General features: G+C 68.8%; 12 protein-coding genes. 1 reads left to right on the forward strand and 11 read right to left on the reverse strand.

What is annotated here, in order from left to right; all coding sequences use genetic code 11:
- Nucleotides 1-92: 92 nt before the first annotated feature.
- The gene (locus tag QY325_13550; GenBank protein WKZ65780.1) at nt 93-2,042 is read right to left on the reverse strand and encodes a PQQ-binding-like beta-propeller repeat protein; all 1,950 of its coding nucleotides are present in this window, start codon (nt 2,040-2,042) and stop codon (nt 93-95) included.
- A gap of 182 nt (nt 2,043-2,224) precedes the next feature.
- Complete coding sequence (locus QY325_13555) at nt 2,225-5,077, reverse strand: DUF2341 domain-containing protein (GenBank protein ID WKZ65781.1); 2,853 nt, start codon at nt 5,075-5,077, stop codon at nt 2,225-2,227.
- Nucleotides 5,078-5,309: 232 nt separating this feature from the next.
- Here QY325_13555 and QY325_13560 point away from each other — a divergent pair, with 232 nt between their 5' ends.
- Complete coding sequence (locus QY325_13560) at nt 5,310-6,230, forward strand: DUF4157 domain-containing protein (GenBank protein WKZ65782.1); 921 nt, start codon at nt 5,310-5,312, stop codon at nt 6,228-6,230.
- Between the two features lie 13 nt (nt 6,231-6,243).
- On the opposite strand, the gene QY325_13565 is transcribed toward QY325_13560, so the two are convergent.
- From QY325_13565 to QY325_13605, 9 genes are all read right to left on the reverse strand, one after another.
- Entirely contained in the window at nt 6,244-7,641 is a 1,398-nt protein-coding gene (locus QY325_13565; protein WKZ65783.1) for a DUF5723 family protein, read from the reverse strand.
- Between the two features lie 28 nt (nt 7,642-7,669).
- On the reverse strand, nt 7,670-8,209 hold the full coding sequence (locus QY325_13570) for a hypothetical protein (GenBank protein ID WKZ65784.1): 540 nt from the start codon (nt 8,207-8,209) through the stop codon (nt 7,670-7,672).
- A gap of 125 nt (nt 8,210-8,334) precedes the next feature.
- The gene (locus QY325_13575; GenBank protein ID WKZ65785.1) at nt 8,335-10,812 is read right to left on the reverse strand and encodes a T9SS type A sorting domain-containing protein; all 2,478 of its coding nucleotides are present in this window, start codon (nt 10,810-10,812) and stop codon (nt 8,335-8,337) included.
- Between the two features lie 143 nt (nt 10,813-10,955).
- On the reverse strand, nt 10,956-11,597 hold the full coding sequence (locus tag QY325_13580) for a hypothetical protein (GenBank protein WKZ65786.1): 642 nt from the start codon (nt 11,595-11,597) through the stop codon (nt 10,956-10,958).
- 23 nt (nt 11,598-11,620) lie between these two features.
- Entirely contained in the window at nt 11,621-12,505 is an 885-nt protein-coding gene (locus tag QY325_13585; protein WKZ65787.1) for a hypothetical protein, read from the reverse strand.
- 74 nt (nt 12,506-12,579) lie between these two features.
- Nucleotides 12,580-13,260, reverse strand: coding sequence for a response regulator transcription factor (locus QY325_13590; GenBank protein WKZ65788.1), 681 nt, complete (start codon nt 13,258-13,260; stop codon nt 12,580-12,582).
- On the reverse strand, nt 13,232-14,020 hold the full coding sequence (locus tag QY325_13595; GenBank protein WKZ65789.1) for a histidine kinase: 789 nt from the start codon (nt 14,018-14,020) through the stop codon (nt 13,232-13,234). Before QY325_13595 ends, QY325_13590 begins: the two co-directional genes overlap by 29 nt.
- Entirely contained in the window at nt 14,007-14,663 is a 657-nt protein-coding gene (locus QY325_13600; GenBank protein ID WKZ65790.1) for a hypothetical protein, read from the reverse strand. The genes QY325_13595 and QY325_13600 overlap by 14 nt, the downstream gene beginning before the upstream one ends.
- Before the next feature lie 60 nt (nt 14,664-14,723).
- Nucleotides 14,724-15,605 carry a hypothetical protein gene (locus QY325_13605; protein WKZ65791.1) on the reverse strand — a complete coding sequence of 294 codons (882 nt, stop codon included), beginning with the start codon at nt 15,603-15,605 and terminating at the stop codon, nt 14,724-14,726.
- Nucleotides 15,606-15,702: the final 97 nt, after the last annotated feature.

Here is a 15,702-nt window from a genome sequence, read left to right on the forward strand (position 1 = left end):
TGCAGCGGACATCTGCGCAATGCCTGCGATCGAGCACCGTTCCGCCCCTGGATGGAGCGGCGGCCGGTTGCTGCGCCCCGGTGCTGACGCGCCTAGTGGTATACCGTTACGCCCTTCTCCGTGGCCAGGTAGACCGAGCCCGTGAAGGCATCCACCTCGTAGCGCGGCGAGCGATCGCGGCCCAAGGGTACGGTGCCCAGTTCGGCGCCATCCGATTTGCGCAGCGCGCGCAGCACGTAGCTGCCCTTCTCCGCCTCGCTCATCAGGTAGTGCGTTTCGGCGGTGCTGGCGGAGGCCTTGAAACGGGCATTGGCCTCCTGAATGAAGCGCGCCGTGGCCCCGGCAGCGGCCGTGGCTCCGGCGCCGTACACATCGCTCAGGGCCCCTGTCACCTCCTTGGCCGCGGCGCTGCCGGCATCCTGCACCTGGATGCTCTGGCTGGCAGCACCGAAGGCCGCGCTGGTGTAGCCGAAGGCGGCGGTGTAGTAGGCCGCGCGCACAGCGCTGGCGTATTTCAGGGCGCGAGTCAGGCCGCTTTCGCGCGGCGCGGCATGGTAGCGGCGATACACGAGCTGACCCTCCGGACTGATCAAGGCGAGGTTCTGGTCGCTGCTCGCCACCAAGCCCTGTGGCGTCCACTCCAATTGCGTGGGACGCTCCTTCCCCTCGAAGCCCAATTGTACCACGGCAACGGGCTTCGCCGTGCCATCGGCCGGATCGATCCGTAGCAACTGGCCGCTGCGCGCATCGAGGGCCCAGAAGGCGCCGCCGCCATTGGCCAGTAGGCCGGCTCCGCCTTGGAGCGGCTTCTCCAGCCGTGACAGCCCGGTGCCCAGCTCCACCATGTCCAATTCGCTTTCCGAGGCGATCAGCACCGCCGAGCCGAGCAACGCTACACGGCGCACCGCGCCCTCCAAGCGTACAGGCTTCTTCCAGGCCTCCGCGCCGCTGGCGTCCACCAGGGTCACCACGCCGTCGCTTCCCGTGCTGGTGAGCAAGGTGTGCTCATCCACCTCCACGGCGCCCGCCAGGATGCCCTTCACGTTGATGCCCTTGCCGCCCTTGCCCCATCGCCCCGCGCCGGTGGCGTAGTCGAGCAGGTCCACGCTGCGGTTGTCACCGGCACCCACCAACAGCCCATGCTGCAACGGCACCAGCGTGCCCAGCTGCTGGGGCATCCGCAGGGGCTCGGCCCAGGCGTAGCTGCCATCGCTGATGCGGAAGGCGTTGATGAAGGTGCTGTACGTCACCGTCACGGTCTTCTTCCCCTGTGCGTCGGTGGTTTCCTTGCGCCGTTCGGTCTGCATGCCCATGAAGCAGAGTTCGGGTGCGTGGGGTGTGGTGAGGAAGACCCCGTGCACCCCCGGCAGATTGATGTTGGCTCCGCCCTTGTCGAGCAATGCGGCCATGCCAGACATCTTCTCGAAGCCCGGGTCGGGACTTCTTTTCCAGAGCTCCGCGCCAGTGGAGGAATCCAGCTTGTAGGCGAAGAAGAGCGTGCTCAGCAGGATGGCATCGCTCCCGGCGCTGTTGCATGCCGTGATGCGGCTGAAGGAATCGTCCTTGGTCCACCGCACTTTGCCGGTGCCCATGTCCACGCAGGCCATCACCGCTTTGCGGCCGGCGTCCTGCCCCACCACGATGATGGCCTCGTTGGCGTAGAGGAAGTGCGTACTGGTGACATTGGTGATGCCAGCGGCATCGCTGCTGAAGACCACCTGCCCGGTGAAGGGCTCCAGGATGAAGAGCGCCTCGGGGTGGCCATTGGGAGCCACGCTCACGAAAGGCGTGCGCTCGACCTCGCGGTAGCCATCCACTGGCGCACCGCCGAGCTCCTTCACGGTCCATGCCACCGTTCCGGCCTTGGGATCCACGCCCTTGAGCCCTTCGGCGGTGCCCACTACCAGCGCTCCTGCACTGGTGATGCGCATCCAGTCCACGGGACCGGTGGCTGCTGTCCAATCGGGCTTGAGCTGGGCATGGCCAGCGGTGTGGAGAAGGATGAGCCCGAGGGTGGGCAGCCAGGGTAGGGGTCGGCGCATGGGTGGAGTGTTGAAGGGTCGACAACGAACAAGGTACGTGCCGTGATGGGTCTTGGGACGTGGCAGTTACCGCCACCGCCGCCTTCGCTTGGAATGCTGCGGGCGTTGCGTCCCGCGACGAATGCAGCGGCCCCCACCGTTTCGGGTGGGGGCCGCGCTCAAGGGGTCGGTTCAGCCGAGGCCTACTTCTGGATCACCAGCCGCTCGGTGTAGCTGTCGGCACCGGCGGTGATGCTCACCATGTAGAGGCCGTTGGCGAGCTCGCCGTTCAGTTCCAGCATGGTGTTCACGAAGCCGTCCTGCACGGGGATGGTGCGGGCCGCCACGCGCTTGCCGAACAGATCGAAGATGTCCACGCTCACCGTCTGCACGCCCTGGGCCACCGCGCTCAGGCCCAGCATCAGCTGGTCGCCCTGGTTGGGGTTGGGGTAGAGGCGCAGGGTGCCGGCGGCGGTGCCGGTGCCCGTGCCCTGCCCGGCCAGCGCATTGCTGCAGGTGGTGGTGAGCAGGCACACCTCGCCCCAGGGATCGCTGCTGTGGCACCAGGTGGCGCCGCCATCGAAGCTGGCGCGCACGTCCACCTCGTAGGTCTTGCTGCAGGCGAGTCCGTTGGTGTTCACCCAGTACTGCCCGACGGCGCTGTTCTTCACCAGCTCGAAGTTCTCGGCGGGCAGGCGGAAGCGGAACTGGTAGCGGTTGGCGCTCACCCAGTTGCAGTTGTTGTTCATGCGGCGCACGGGCTTGGCATGCACCAGGCTGGCCTGGCTGGTGCCCACCGGGCGGGTCTGTCCGCAGCTCAGGTATTGGTTGCCGGGCACGTCCATCAGCTTGGTGCGGGGGCATTGCGCAGCGGCGTTGTTCACCACCAGGCGGCAGGCGGGCCCCCAGGGCAGGTAGTTGCCGGCGATGCGTCCGCGGACCTTCACGTTGTAGAGCACGCCCTCCTGGAGCTGGTTTCCGCTCCAGCTGTTGAGCTGGAAGTGGCAGGCGCGGGTGGCGCTGGCGGGCAGGCCGTTGCTCGTGCTGTGGCTCTGGAAGCGCTTGAAGCTGTAGCCGCCGTTGGGGTTGTAGAGCCACATCTGGTAGCCGCTGTTGGCGTTGCTCACGCCGTACTGGGCGCTCACGGCCGGGTTGTCATTGGCCACCACGAACTCGCCGCCGCAGGGGCTGGTCTTCCAGTCCACGCGGTCGCAGCTGGTGAAGATCAGGCGGTCGCTTCCCAGGGGGAGGCAGAAGCCCTCGAGGCCGTCGATCTCGCTGTAGACGCCGCTGGTGAATCCGCCGCTGCCGAAGGCATCGGTGAGGTTGTCGATGAGGCGTGCGCCGCTGTTGATCTTCAGCTGGTAGCCGCCGCCGGCGATGCCGTCGCCGCCCTCATCCATCACGGTGAGGTAGAAGCAGCCATCGGGCAGGCAGGTGGCCTCGCTGTACTGGCTCACATCGGGGTAGATGCCGCCGCCGGCCTGCACCAAGGCGTTGGTGCCCTGCTCGCGGAGCTCCCAGCTGATGAGGCTCACGCCATCGGGCTGCCAGATCAGGTCCAGGTCGGTGGTGCAGGCCTGGCTGGGTGAGCACGCCGTGGCGCCCTCGCCGCTGGTTTGGCCGATGGGACAAGCGGGACATTCCGTCTGGGCCTCAAATGGGTTGTAGGTGTTGGCCGGACACAAGGTGCAGGATGCCGAACCGATCGCATCGCTGAACGCTCCTGGCGGACAGGCGAGGCAGTCCGTGGCCGCCGTGGTGGGATTGTAGTAGCCGGCTGCGCAGCTCTGGCATGCAACGGATCCTGTTGCGGCACTGAACTGTCCGGCTGGGCATGCAAGGCATTCCGTTGCAGCGGTGACCGGATTATAGTAGCCGGCAGCGCAGGCCGTGCAGGAGGTGGAGGCGACCGCATCGCTGAAGGAGCCTGCGGCGCACGCTTGGCAACTGGTGGCCCCTGCATCATCACTGAAGTAGCCAGCGGCGCAGGCCTGGCAAGCAGCCTGCCCGGCAAGTGCGTTGAAGTAACCGGCCGGGCAGGGGAGTTGCTGCACCCCGTCCGGGCAGTACGAGCCCGGCGGGCAGGTGGTGCAGACCCCGTCGTTGTTGTAGTAGCCCGGAGCGCAAGGACAGGTGGAGCCGTTCATGACAGCGACCACCGGAGCAGGCGTGACCCGTTTTCTCGTGAAATACCAGAGGTCCGGATAGCCATAATGGAAGTTGGTGAGAACAGCTGTGGGGAAACTGTTCTGAGAGCAATTGTTGCAGTACCTCATATCGTAATAGGTCAGATGCTGGCCGATTTGCGAAGAGCCTCCGAAGTAGTAGCCGTCATTCGCGCCTTGGTACAGCTGGAGCAGGTATTGGGTTCCTTGCGTGAGCCAGATGGGTTCTCCGATCGTGCCATAGCTGTACTGTGCCGCTGGCCCCGCTACCTGTATCTGTCGCAGGATGGCCGTTGTATTGAAGTCGAAGAGCGTAACGTACCTGGTCGTGCCATTGGGCTCACGCTTGCCGAAGCCGGTCACCAGGATGTCCTCGGTCGGCGCGAAGCGGAAGCCGCGCTGTGAATTCGCGACACCGCCCGGTCCGCCGCTGCTCACGCTATCGGTCGCGGAATGAGGGCCGACGAATGTGCCTGCCACGGCCGAGACGGCCGATGCAGTGGGGTTGCCGTAGAACATATGGAATGTGCGCTGACCCGATGCCGGAATGCTGTCGACCCTGACCCAGATGACCGTGGAAGGCGTGTTGATGCCCGATTCGATCCAATAGCTGTACTGATTCAACCCTTCACAGTCCTTGCCGAACCGGATATCCGCACCGCTTGGCTGCATATCGCCCGATCCGATCGGAGACTGGGTGTCGAGCTCCAGTCGCGCCTGGTAATCCACGATCAACGAAGCCGTGGGGTTGGAGATGACGATCGACCTGATGTACGACCATCCCGAAGGCTGCGCCTGTGCGTGCATGCCGGACATCAAGCAGAGCAGACCGAGCAGCGCGGCGCGTGGTGCGGAGAGGAGGCGATTCGTGGGCGGCAAGGGGTTCATGGGTGGAGCCTGGGGCCGTTGATGGTTTGTTCGGATGCGCGAGGAGGCCATTCCGTGCAACAGGGGCAGGGGGTGGCATTCGACGAAACGAAAGAAGGAGTTCCGCCCACCCACCGCGCACGGCAAAAGCACAGGTGCGCACCACGTCTTTTTCACCTTGTGCGGATGCGCCCCGGCCCCTGATGCACCAACCGGCACGGGGTCCTACGCCACGGGGCCTCACCTTCGCGGCATGCGCCTGCGCTTCACGCTGATGCTCGGATTGCGCCGTTGCGCACGCGGTGTGGTAGACGCGTTGAACGATGCGGCGGAGTGCGCAGCCGCCCGGGTGGAGGCCTTGGGCGACGCGGGGCAGCGGGCGCTGCAACGGCGCAGCCGCTGGGCCGGCGGCCTGCCGGTGGGCCTTGCGCAATTGTGCGGTGCGTTGATCAAGGGCGGAGCAGACCTGCTGGCGGCGGTGCTCGCTGCGCCGCTGCGGAGCGTGTGCGGCCTGCTCGGTCATCGCGCCGGACTATGGCGCGGACTGCTCCATCCATGCGCGGCGCTCGCCGGCGGCGCCCTGGTGGCGGCGGGGCAGCTGGTGGCTCTGGTGCAGCGGCTGGTGGGCGCCCAGGCCGCCGACCGGCCGCTCACGCCAGCCGAATATGCTCTGCTGCGCACGGTGTTCGGTGATGCGCTGGCGCCCGCCGGCATCCGCATCGTGGACGGCCGCGCCGGGCTCTTCGGCCTCAGCGCGCGCCCCTTCGCGCTGGGCAATTCGATCTACCTCAAGCGGCGCGGCGGGCGCACCGATGGCGCGCTGCTGGTGCACGAAGCCGTGCACGTGTGGCAGTACCGGCGCTGGGGCCCGCGCTATGCCGCGGAGGCCTTGGCCGCCCAGGCGGCGCATGGCCGTGCGGCCTACGATTGGATGCTGGAGCCGGTGCGCGGCCGCATCGGCTGGCGGCGCTTCAACCGCGAGGCGCAGGCGCAATGCATCGAGGACCTTTGGCGCGGCCGCGCGTGCTTCACCCCGGGCGCCGGCGCTCACCGCTTCGTGCACCGCGGCGCCGACCGCACCGTCTTCGCGCATGCGGCCTTGGCCGCGTTGCGCAGCCGGGGTGAGGGGCACCGCCGGAGCCGATCGATCCGGCCGGTTCCGGCGCATCGGTAGCCGCAGCGCACGGTCAGTCCCCGGCCGGACGCTTGCGGCCCTTCAGCCGCACCTTGGCGCCGAAGTAGAGGTCCGCTCCGCGCAGGTCGTTCAGGCCGAAGAGCCCGCCGATGCGGTCCGTGCCGATCATGAAACCGGCCGCACGCAGCATGAGCCCGATGCCCCAGTTGCCGAAGGCATCGGCGCTCACCGGCAGCGCTGCGCAGAAGTTGCGCGTCTCGAAGCGCAGCGTGAGGCTGAGCTGGTCGCGCACGGAAGGGCCGTCGATCGGTGCGGTGGTGCCGCGCACGGCCTCCATCCGCAGCGCGAGGTGCTTGATCGGGCTGTAGTCCACGCTCAGGTGCACCGCCGTGGGGAGCATCTGCGTGAATGCGCGGCCCGTCCGGGAGGCCTGCGGGTCGCCCAGCAAGAGGCTGCTCAGCGCGGTGTCCACCTCGTTCATGCCGCCTATGTCAAGCCCTTCCAGGGCGCTCACGGTGGTGCTCCCGTTGGCGATCGCATGGCTGGCGGCCTTCCGGTTGAACCGGATGCGGCCGATATCGGTGACCGCCGCACCGATGCGGAGGGCATGGTGCCCGGGCGCTCCCGCATCCTGGCCGCCGGGCCGGCGCAGCACCGCATACACCGCTCCCGCATCGAGCCCCCATCCGTGGCCATGCACCCAGCCGCCCGATCCGCCGGCCCATGGGGCCTCGGTGAGCTGCACGAGCCCGTAGCGCATGCTCACCTCCGTCACCGTCTGTACGCTGTCGTTGAGCGCGCTCAACAGCGGGGCCCGGTTGTCCGCATACAGGCCGAAGATCCCGAGCAGGTACTTGGCCGTGATGCCCGTGTGCAGCTGCCGGCGCCCGCCCAGCGGGAAGAGGCGCCCGTAGGTGAGGCCATGCTCGGTCCAGCTCATGGCGCTCGACCGCACGGTGGCCTCGTCCACGCGCCGGGCCTCGCCGGGGTTGAGCGCGATGGTGTCGATGCCGAATTTCCGCGCCAGGTCGTTCAGGTCCAATGCGGTGAGGGACGCGCGCACGCTGTTGGTGAAGGCAATGGCCTGGCGCTCGCCGATGCGCAGGGAGAAGGAGGGCCCCATCACCCGCAGGTCGAGCGATACGGCGCGCTCGCGGTCCGTGGTGAGGTCGCCCAGCTCGATCGCCGTGGTGTCCACGCGGATGCGGCGGCCGAAGCCGAAGAGGCCGAGCTGCTCCCTGCCCAGGAAGAGGAAGCTGTTGTCCAGGTCGACGCCCGCACGGACCAGCGCGATCTCGGCCCGGTCGGCATTCAGCGTCAGGCACGCCGGCTGGCTGCCGACGCCCCAGACCCCTTCCCAGGTGCTTCCTGCGATGCCCTGGCCGTATTGGGCGCGGCACGGGGCCGCGGCGAGCAGCAGCGCAGCGGCGATCGGGATCACGGACCGCATCGCGGGCATGGATCGTTCGGCGGGCGCCTCAGAGCCGCACCACCACCCGGCCGCCAAGGTCGGCCCGCATCAGCACCGGCTCGGCAAAGGTGCCATGCACCTCAGCGACCATCTTCAGCGCAACGTCGGAGCTGCGCAGGATGCCGGCTGCGTTCACGTTCGCCAGCTCAAGGGACAGCTCGCGCACGCCATCGGGGACGGGGTTGAGGGAAGCGATGGTCCGCGCATCGGCACCCGATGCGCTCAGTCGCATCTCCACCATGTCCACCGGATCGAAGTTCTGCTCGTCGGGCGAGAGGATGCGCAGGTCGGCCTTCGTGAACGTGAACTCCTGCAGCTGGTCCATGGTGTAGCCGTTGTTGCTCAGCAGGGTGTTCAGCTCCTGGCCATTGAAGGTGAGGTTGAGCTCCACCTGCCCGTCGTAGGCGCCGGGCTCCACGGTGAATTCAATGGCGTTGTACTGCAGCAACAGCTCGGCCTCCACGGCCAGTTGCTCCTGCTCCTCCTTGGTGCATCCGGTGCTCAGCAGGGCGCACAGCGCTGCCGCAATGACAGGGTAGGTCTTCATGGCGTGATGGTTTTTTTATTGTTCTTCAGTGAAGGTGGGAGGGTGGTTGTAACGGGGACAGGTCTTTTCCTCAGGTTCCGGCGCTGTTCGTTCGGCGCGGATGCCCGGTCAGGGGTGCGGCCGCCTCACGGCGTCACCATCACCCGCGTGCGATGCAACGCGTTTCCGGTGGCGAGCACGGCGTGGTAGATGCCCGCCGGCAGGTCGTGCACGTCCAGCTGCAGGCGCTCGGTGCCGGCGGGCCAGCGCACCAGCCTCAGCTGGGCCCCGGAGGCCGCATACAGGGAGAGCATGCCAGGCCCCATGCCAGCCGTGCGGGTCAGCGTAAGCCGGTGCTGCGCGGGGTTCGGGAAGGCCTGCAGGCCGGCCGCATCAGCCGCCTCCGCCACCCCGGAGATGATGTCCTCCACCTCCCCGCAGGTCCATTGCTGCGCGGTGTACCAGTTCTTCACCGCCTGCGCCCGGGTGCGGAGGGCCTCCAGGCTCTCCAACGGGTCGCCGCTCGCCGCGCGTGCCCATGGATAGGCCAGGTCCACGCACAGGGTATCGCCGGCATTGAGCATGAATGGACCGGCCGAGCCCACCGCGTAGCGGTCGGGGCTGGCGAGGTTGAGCTGATCCACCCAGGCACCACCGGGGTATTCGAAGTGCGTGGGGTAGTCCAAGGGACTGATCGGCTGGGCGAAGGGCGCCCCCTGCCAGGTGCCATTGATGGCATCCTCCAGCGGAGTGTTAAAGGGTGCAGTGCGGCTGATCGCATTGTGCGCGCTCATCGCCTGGTTCAGGAAGAGCACCCCCTGGGCCGGGATGTCGGCACCATACCCAGCAGCACTGGATGTGGTCTGATCGTCACCGTCGCCGTTATAGGTGAAGAAAAGGCCCAGCAGCGAGTCGCAGCCGGCCAGGTCATCGTCGTAGAATCCCAGGTCCATGTCCGTGAAGGCGCCGAAGCGCACACCGGTGAAGTCCAGGCTGCCGCGGTTCACGATGCGGTAGTTGGTGAAAACGGTGCGTTGCAGGTCCGTGTTGCCGCCCGTGTTGTAGGCGTAGTGCATCACATGCAGGTCCAGCAGCATGGGCGGGTGCAGGCTGTCGGCATCCTGCTCGCTGTGGAGGATGAAGTACACGGCCTGGTCCCCGCGGATCAGCGGGTATTCACCGCTGGCAGGCTCGTACAGCCCGTCGTTGTCCAGGTCCTTGTAAGGCGCCAGCTGGGCGGGCTCCCCGTTGCTCACATCGCCGTTGCCCGGCCAGGTGGCGATGGCGTACGGCATCACATAGCCACTCTGATCCCATTGCTGGGCATGCTGGCTGATGGTGGCCTGGTCCAGCTTCCACACCTGGTAGTAGCGCTCGTAGAAGTCGGCATCCATCACCGTAGCGTGCGGCCCCGCCGTGGGCGCCGGCTGATTGTCGTAGGTGGGTGCCGCGCTGTGGAGGGTTCCGCTGTGGAAGCCGGTGACCCAGGGGGATGCCGAGTAGATGCTGTGCACGCCGCTCCCCTGTGGCACTTCGAAGCCGGGCCGGAGCCCCGAGCCGTCGTTGAAGAGGTACGTGGAGGGGATCGCGGCCGCTTTGATCTGGTTCGCATCCACATGCTCCAGGTCGCTGCCGTCCGTCAAGTGGCCCACGATGCCCACCGGGGCATAGGAGTTGCCGTTGAGCCCGCCCACCAACAGCTTGCCACCGAAGGGAACGGCCGCGCGCAAGGAGTTGTAACGGATGTTCCGCACCGCGGCACCGTTCACCCAAAGAGAGCCGGAGCCACTTCCGAGCAGGTAGCCACCGTCAGGGTGCGCGCAAACAGCCTCGATGCTCACGACGTTGGGGATGGATGCGGTCGGCTCGGAGAAGTCCGCACCATCATACACAGTCCATAGCGGCAGCTGCAAGGCGCCATCACCGCGGGTGGTGAATGAGCCGACGACCACCAGGCCCTCCGGGGTGGAGAGCAGGTCGGAGACCGCGTTGTTCAGGCCGGTGGCCACCTCCTCCCACGCCGTTCCCGTCCAGCGGGCCAGCCGCCGGAGCTGCTGGGTGGAATCGGCATCGAAGTCGAACGCGCCACCGGCGTACAGCTGCCCGTTGTGCGACTGCAGGGAGGCGACCGCTGCGTTGAAGGCCGCACCCACCGGTTGCCAGGCGGCACCGTCCCACCGGTTCACCGCGCCATCGTTCGCCGCCACGTAGAGTTCGCCGTTGTGGATGCACAATGCGCGGCCCTGCGCGGCCAGCCCGGCGCCCATGGGCTGCCAGGCGGCACCGTCCCAGCGCCCCACATGGCCAAAGGCGGCGTCGTTGCCCGTGGCGATGACCTCGCCGTTGTACACTTCCAGGTCACGCACCCGCTGGGAAGCGCTGGTGAAGGCCCCCGGCAGGTCGTGGAAGGTGGTGCCGTCCCACGCCTGGATGTTCCGGCGTGGATTGCCGAGGAAGGAGGTGTAGAGCCCGCCCACATAGAGCCGGCCTTCGTGCTCGACCAGGTCGAACACGCCCAAGCCGCCGACGCTGCCTTCGCCAAAGGGCAGCACGCGTTGGGCCATGGAATCGGTGCCGATCAGGAGGGCGACGGGCAGGACCAGGAGGGCGGTGAGGGGGCGCATGGGACCGTGCGGTGTTGGTGAGGGGATCGATCAGGGCATCGCTGTTGGCAGTGCGCCAACGCAAGGCGAAGCAAGGCGTGCAGCGGATGCGCCACAAGGTGAAAAAGACGTGGCCCCGGCAGCGTTCTCCTGCTGCCGCGCGATCACGCCCCAGGCTTGGCAGAGGCAAGGCGGAAGGCGAAGGCGGCGAGCAGGTAGCGCAGGGTGCCCAGCAGCAGCGGCACGCTCCAGAGCGCTCGGGCCAGGGCCGGATCCCCGGGGGCGACCAGCTGCGCCAGCGCCGTCACCGGCGGCAGCGCGATGAAGTGGAGGAGCATGCCGGCGAAGAGCCAGAAGGCGGGCACGCGCTGCACCGGTGCCACGCTCCTCGTGGCGAGGCGCCAGAGCTGTGCGCCGAGCACGGCGGCCAGCAGCGCGGCGTTCACCGCCAGGCCCACGGTGAGCGGATGATTCAGGCTGCCCAGCACCGACAGGTCGATCGCCAGGGCGGCGATGCCCGCTGCGCCCACCGCGGCGAGGCGCGGCCCCCACGCGGGCTGCTGCGCGCGCACCGCCGCCAGCACCAGCAGCGCTTCGGCGGCGATGAAGGCGTTGCAGATCGCGCTGCCGTTCACCTGCAGCCCTGCGGCGATGAGCCCTGCGGCCGCCGCGGCCAGCGATAGCGCGGTGAGCAGCCCCGCCAGCCGGTACACGCGCTGGCGGGGCCACGGCACGCGCGTGTAGGCGAGCAGGGCCAGCGCCATGGCGGCGATCAGGAGCGTGGCGCAGAACTGGTACAGGGTCATGGCGGTGGCGTGGATCACGGGCCTCAGTGCCGCTCCGCGCCGTGCCCTGCGGCGGATGGCGGGAGGGGCGGACAGAGGGGCGGGCACGGCGCGCCCTTGCCCAGCGCCTTGTGGCGGTAGGGCGCTGCGGGATGCAGGCTATCGCTGAGGGGCACGCCCACGGGCACCCAGGCGATGCCGGGCAGCAGGTCGGAAGTGGCGTCGCCGCCAGCTTTCGGCCCGGCATCGTGCACCGCGATGGGCACCAGCGCCAGCCTTCCTTCGGCCAGCGCGTTGTCCGCGATCAGCGCGCGCAGCGCTTCCTCGGGGAACACGGCCGGGTGCGGTGCGGTGCCGACGGGCCGCCATGCGCTGTCGGCGATCACCGGGCGCAGCAGCAGGCGGCTGCGGTAGCGGTGGCCGGGGCCGCCAGGAGCGTACCAGGCCGTGAGGCCCCCGGAATCGGGGTGCAGGCGGCCGTCGGCGCCGATGCGCAGGCAGTGGTCGGGCCCGGCGGGGCACAGCGGCTGCAGCCGCACGGTGTAGGCGCCGGCGCTGTCCAGCCCATGGTGCACGGCCATGGCGCGGGGCGCGGCATCGGGGCAGCGGTCCCAGGCGGCCAGCAGGTCCGCGGCCAGCACGGCGAAGCCGCCGCTGGGCACAGCGATGGGGCGCGGGTCGGCGGGCAGGCCATGGCCCACGTGCTGCGCGAAGCGCGCCGTGGCGCGGATGAGCCCGCTGCGCGAGAGCCCCTGCCCATCGTAGAGGGCGGGGAGTGCGGCCTTGAGCGCCGAATCGAGCTGCGGCAGCCCCAGGGCATGCGGTGATTCATGCATCGCACCGTCGGCGCCGCACGAGGCCAGCGCGATCAGCGCGGCGGCGCTGAGGCCGAAGGCCCAGCAGGCGGGGATGCGGATCGCGGCGGCCATGGTTCAAGGGCCGAAGCAAGGCCCCCGGCACCGCCGCGAACAGCGTTGTTTTCACAGCCGGGCCCTGTGAATTTTCACAGGTGCCGCCCGTCGCCGTTGCCGAGCAGGCCCCAGCGGAGCGCGAAGAGCACCAGCCCGGTCTTGCTCTTGATGCTGAACTTCTCGAACAGCCCGATGCGGAAGTTGTCCACCGTGCGCCGGTGCACGCCCATGCGCTCGGCCATCTGCTCGTAGGTGTACTCGGCCTCGTCGCACACCAGCTGCAGGAATTCCATCTCGCGCGGGGTGATCTGCGCCAGCACGCGTTCGCGCTCGCGCTCGGCGCGCGTCTTCATGTCAGGGTGCCGCTGCAGCGCCCCGCTCAGGTCGTCGGAGTAGTAGTAGCCGGTCTGCGCCAGGCTGTCGAGCGCGCGCTTGAGCACCTCGGGCCGCGCGTTCTTCAGCAGGAAGCCGCGCGCGCCGGCGCGCACGGCGCGCACCATGGCGTCCTCGGCGGCATCGAAGGTGAGGGCGAGCGGCAGCACCTGCGGGGCGTTGGCGCGCAGCCAGGCGATGGTCTCGAAGCCGTCCATCACGGGCATGTTGAGGTCCACGATGGCGATGCGGGGCTCGGCGCCGCGCTCCAGCTCGGCGATGAGCTCGCGGCCGTTGGCGGCCTCCACGCGCACGGCATAGCCGCCCAGCGCGTTCACGGTGGCGGCCAGCCCGCTGCGTACCAGGTGGTGGTCATCCACCAGGGCGATCGGGAGTTCCATGGGGTTGGGTTTGGGTGAGGGTCCAGATGCAGCCGCGGCCCGGGGTGCTGGCGCACCACGCATCGAAGCCGATGAGCGCGCAGCGCCGGCGGATGGCCTGCAGGCCGCCGTTGCCCGCGGTGGCGGCGGCATCGAAGCCGCGGCCGTTGTCGGCGATGGAGAGGGTGACGGGCGCATCGCCGTAGAGCGTGATGGTGAGGGTGTCGGCGCCGCTGTGCTTCAGCGCGTTGTTCACCGCCTCCTGGAACACGCGGAAGAGGATGGTGCTGCTGTCCGCGTCGAGGGCCAGCGGCGCGCCGGAGCGCAGCACATGGGCGCGCACGCGGCTCACGCGCTCGATGCGCTCGGCCTCGGCCACGATGGCGTCGGTGAGCGAGCGCCGCGCCCACAGGTCGGCGTCGAGCCCGTGCGCCACGCGCCGCAGCTCCTCCACGCTGCGGTCCATGGCATCCTGCACCGCGGTGAGCCGCGCATCGGGGTGCTCGGCCAGCGCCTGGTTCACGCCGATCTGCGCCACTGTGAGCAGCTGCCCCACGTTGTCGTGCAGCTCGCGCGCCACCTCGCGCAGGGTGTGGCGCACCGCCTCGCGCTCGGCATGCGCCACCTCGCTCTGCCGCGCGCGCCCGGCCTCGGCCAGCTCGGCGCGGTGGCGCATGCGGCGCGTGCTGTTGAGCACCAGCAGCGCCACCACGAAGGCCGCCATGGCCAGCAGCACCAATGTGCTCACCACCACGGCCCAGGCGATGTCAGCCTTTTCCATGGGCGGGTGCAATGGGCGTGGGCCGCAGCAGCAGGCCGGCCACGCCGAGCGCCGCGAACTGCACCAGGAAGAGCACATCCACGATCACGAAGAGCGTGTCGGCCAGGTGGCGGTCGGCGGCGTAGAGGCGGTTGAGCAGGCCGAGGTAGGGGATGGCGGGGCCCAGCGAGGCGAAGAAGGCCAGGTGCACCCAGAAGGCCGGCAGCCGCCACAGCACGCTGTCGGCCGTGGTGGCCAGCCGCAGCAGCTCCGCGGCGCACAGCGCGCTGATGAAGGCATAGCCGAAGAGCACGCTGCGGGCGAAGAGGAGGCGCTCGGCGCTCACGGTGGCGGCCTCCCAGCCGAGCAGCCCCAGGTAGACGGCGAGCGCCCCGGCGATCACCGCCGTGGCCCAGGGGCGCGCCATGCTGCGCCAGAGCCAGTAGCTGAGCAGCACGATGAGCGCAGGCACATAGGCCTTGTAGAGCCAGGTGTTGTTGCCGGTGAAATGGCCCAGGAGCAGGGCCACGTTCTCCACCGCCACGCTCAGCGCCAGGAAGGCCGCGATGGGGCGCAGGGCGGGCGCCGCCCGGCGCAGGTGCAGCACCCAGGCCAGCAGCGCTGCGGCTTGCACCGCGATCTTCAGCAGGGTGAGGGGTTCCATGGCGCGGGCGCTGGCACCGAAGCTATCCACCGGGGCGTATCACCGTGCGGCGCGCAGGGCCTAGCGGCAGCGCGGCGGGCACAGGTGGCCCAGGTCCACGGCGCGGCGCAGGTAGAGCTTGCCGTCGGGTTGCGGCGCGTCCAGGTCGTCCTCGCTCAACTGCGGCTGGTTGCCGTGCGCCACGTGCCAGGCGATGAGGTGGCGGTATTCCTCGCCCTGGCCGGGCACGAAGCCCAGCGCTGCCGAGTAGCACACGGGCTCGCTGATGCAGGTGAGCACGAGCGCCATGTCGTCGCCGTTGTTCTCCGCCACCAGGCGGTCCAGCTCCAGGGGGAAGCGGAACCACTCGCCGAGCGGGTCGGGGAAGTCGCTGGGCGCGAGGATGGCGCTCGTCCAGGCGGGGTCGATGGTGCGGCGGATGCGGATGCTGCTCGCGTAGTTGTCCATCAGGTCCTGCGCCGAGGGGCCGGCGATACCGGGCAGCACGAGTTCGCCGTTCACCGCCACGTACAGGTCGCCCACGGGCACGGCATAGACCCCATCGGCCGAGAGCTCCATGAACTGGAACACCGGCGCGAAGCGATCCTCGTGCAGGCCGTAGTGCACCATCAATGCCACGGGCTTCGGGTTCATGTTGTCGCGCAGGTCCTTCAGCTTGTCCACCAGCAGCGGCACCGACGTGCCGGTGATGTCCTTGTTGCTGCCGTCCACCCATGCCTTGAAGTGGACATTGAAGGTGTCGACCGCGTTCTTCAGGGTGCTCTCGTTGTAGAGCTTCGAGCGCTTGCCCAGGTCGCCGTTGGCGCAGAGCGAATCGGGCGACTGGAGAGCGGCCGCAGCGGCTGGCTGCTGTTCATCGCGCTGCTTCCATTCGCAGCCGCTGAGGGCGAGCAGCAGGGCGCCGAGCGCAGCGGCGCCGAGGAGGGGATGGGTGTGCTTCATGGCAGGGAGGTGGGTTTGCAGCAAAGGAAGACGGATGCGGTGCAGCCGGTGCAGGTGAAAAAGACGTGGGGGCCGGGTGTGAAAAGGACGTTCGCGG

Source organism: Flavobacteriales bacterium, from assembly GCA_030584065.1.
Taxonomy (GTDB): Bacteria; Bacteroidota; Bacteroidia; order Flavobacteriales_F; family PHOS-HE28; genus PHOS-HE28.

Bases quoted from the DNA above. Each gene is read 5' to 3' on its own strand.
- QY325_13550 (WKZ65780.1), bottom strand. From the start codon at position 2,042: ATGCGCCGACCCCTACCCTGGCTGCCCACCCTCGGGCTCATCCTTCTC.
- QY325_13555 (WKZ65781.1), bottom strand. From the start codon at position 5,077: ATGAACCCCTTGCCGCCCACGAATCGCCTCCTCTCCGCACCACGCGCC.
- QY325_13560 (WKZ65782.1), top strand. From the start codon at position 5,310: ATGCGCCTGCGCTTCACGCTGATGCTCGGATTGCGCCGTTGCGCACGC.
- QY325_13565 (WKZ65783.1), bottom strand. From the start codon at position 7,641: ATGCGGTCCGTGATCCCGATCGCCGCTGCGCTGCTGCTCGCCGCGGCC.
- QY325_13570 (WKZ65784.1), bottom strand. From the start codon at position 8,209: ATGAAGACCTACCCTGTCATTGCGGCAGCGCTGTGCGCCCTGCTGAGC.
- QY325_13575 (WKZ65785.1), bottom strand. From the start codon at position 10,812: ATGCGCCCCCTCACCGCCCTCCTGGTCCTGCCCGTCGCCCTCCTGATC.
- QY325_13580 (WKZ65786.1), bottom strand. From the start codon at position 11,597: ATGACCCTGTACCAGTTCTGCGCCACGCTCCTGATCGCCGCCATGGCG.
- QY325_13585 (WKZ65787.1), bottom strand. From the start codon at position 12,505: ATGGCCGCCGCGATCCGCATCCCCGCCTGCTGGGCCTTCGGCCTCAGC.
- QY325_13590 (WKZ65788.1), bottom strand. From the start codon at position 13,260: ATGGAACTCCCGATCGCCCTGGTGGATGACCACCACCTGGTACGCAGC.
- QY325_13595 (WKZ65789.1), bottom strand. From the start codon at position 14,020: ATGGAAAAGGCTGACATCGCCTGGGCCGTGGTGGTGAGCACATTGGTG.
- QY325_13600 (WKZ65790.1), bottom strand. From the start codon at position 14,663: ATGGAACCCCTCACCCTGCTGAAGATCGCGGTGCAAGCCGCAGCGCTG.
- QY325_13605 (WKZ65791.1), bottom strand. From the start codon at position 15,605: ATGAAGCACACCCATCCCCTCCTCGGCGCCGCTGCGCTCGGCGCCCTG.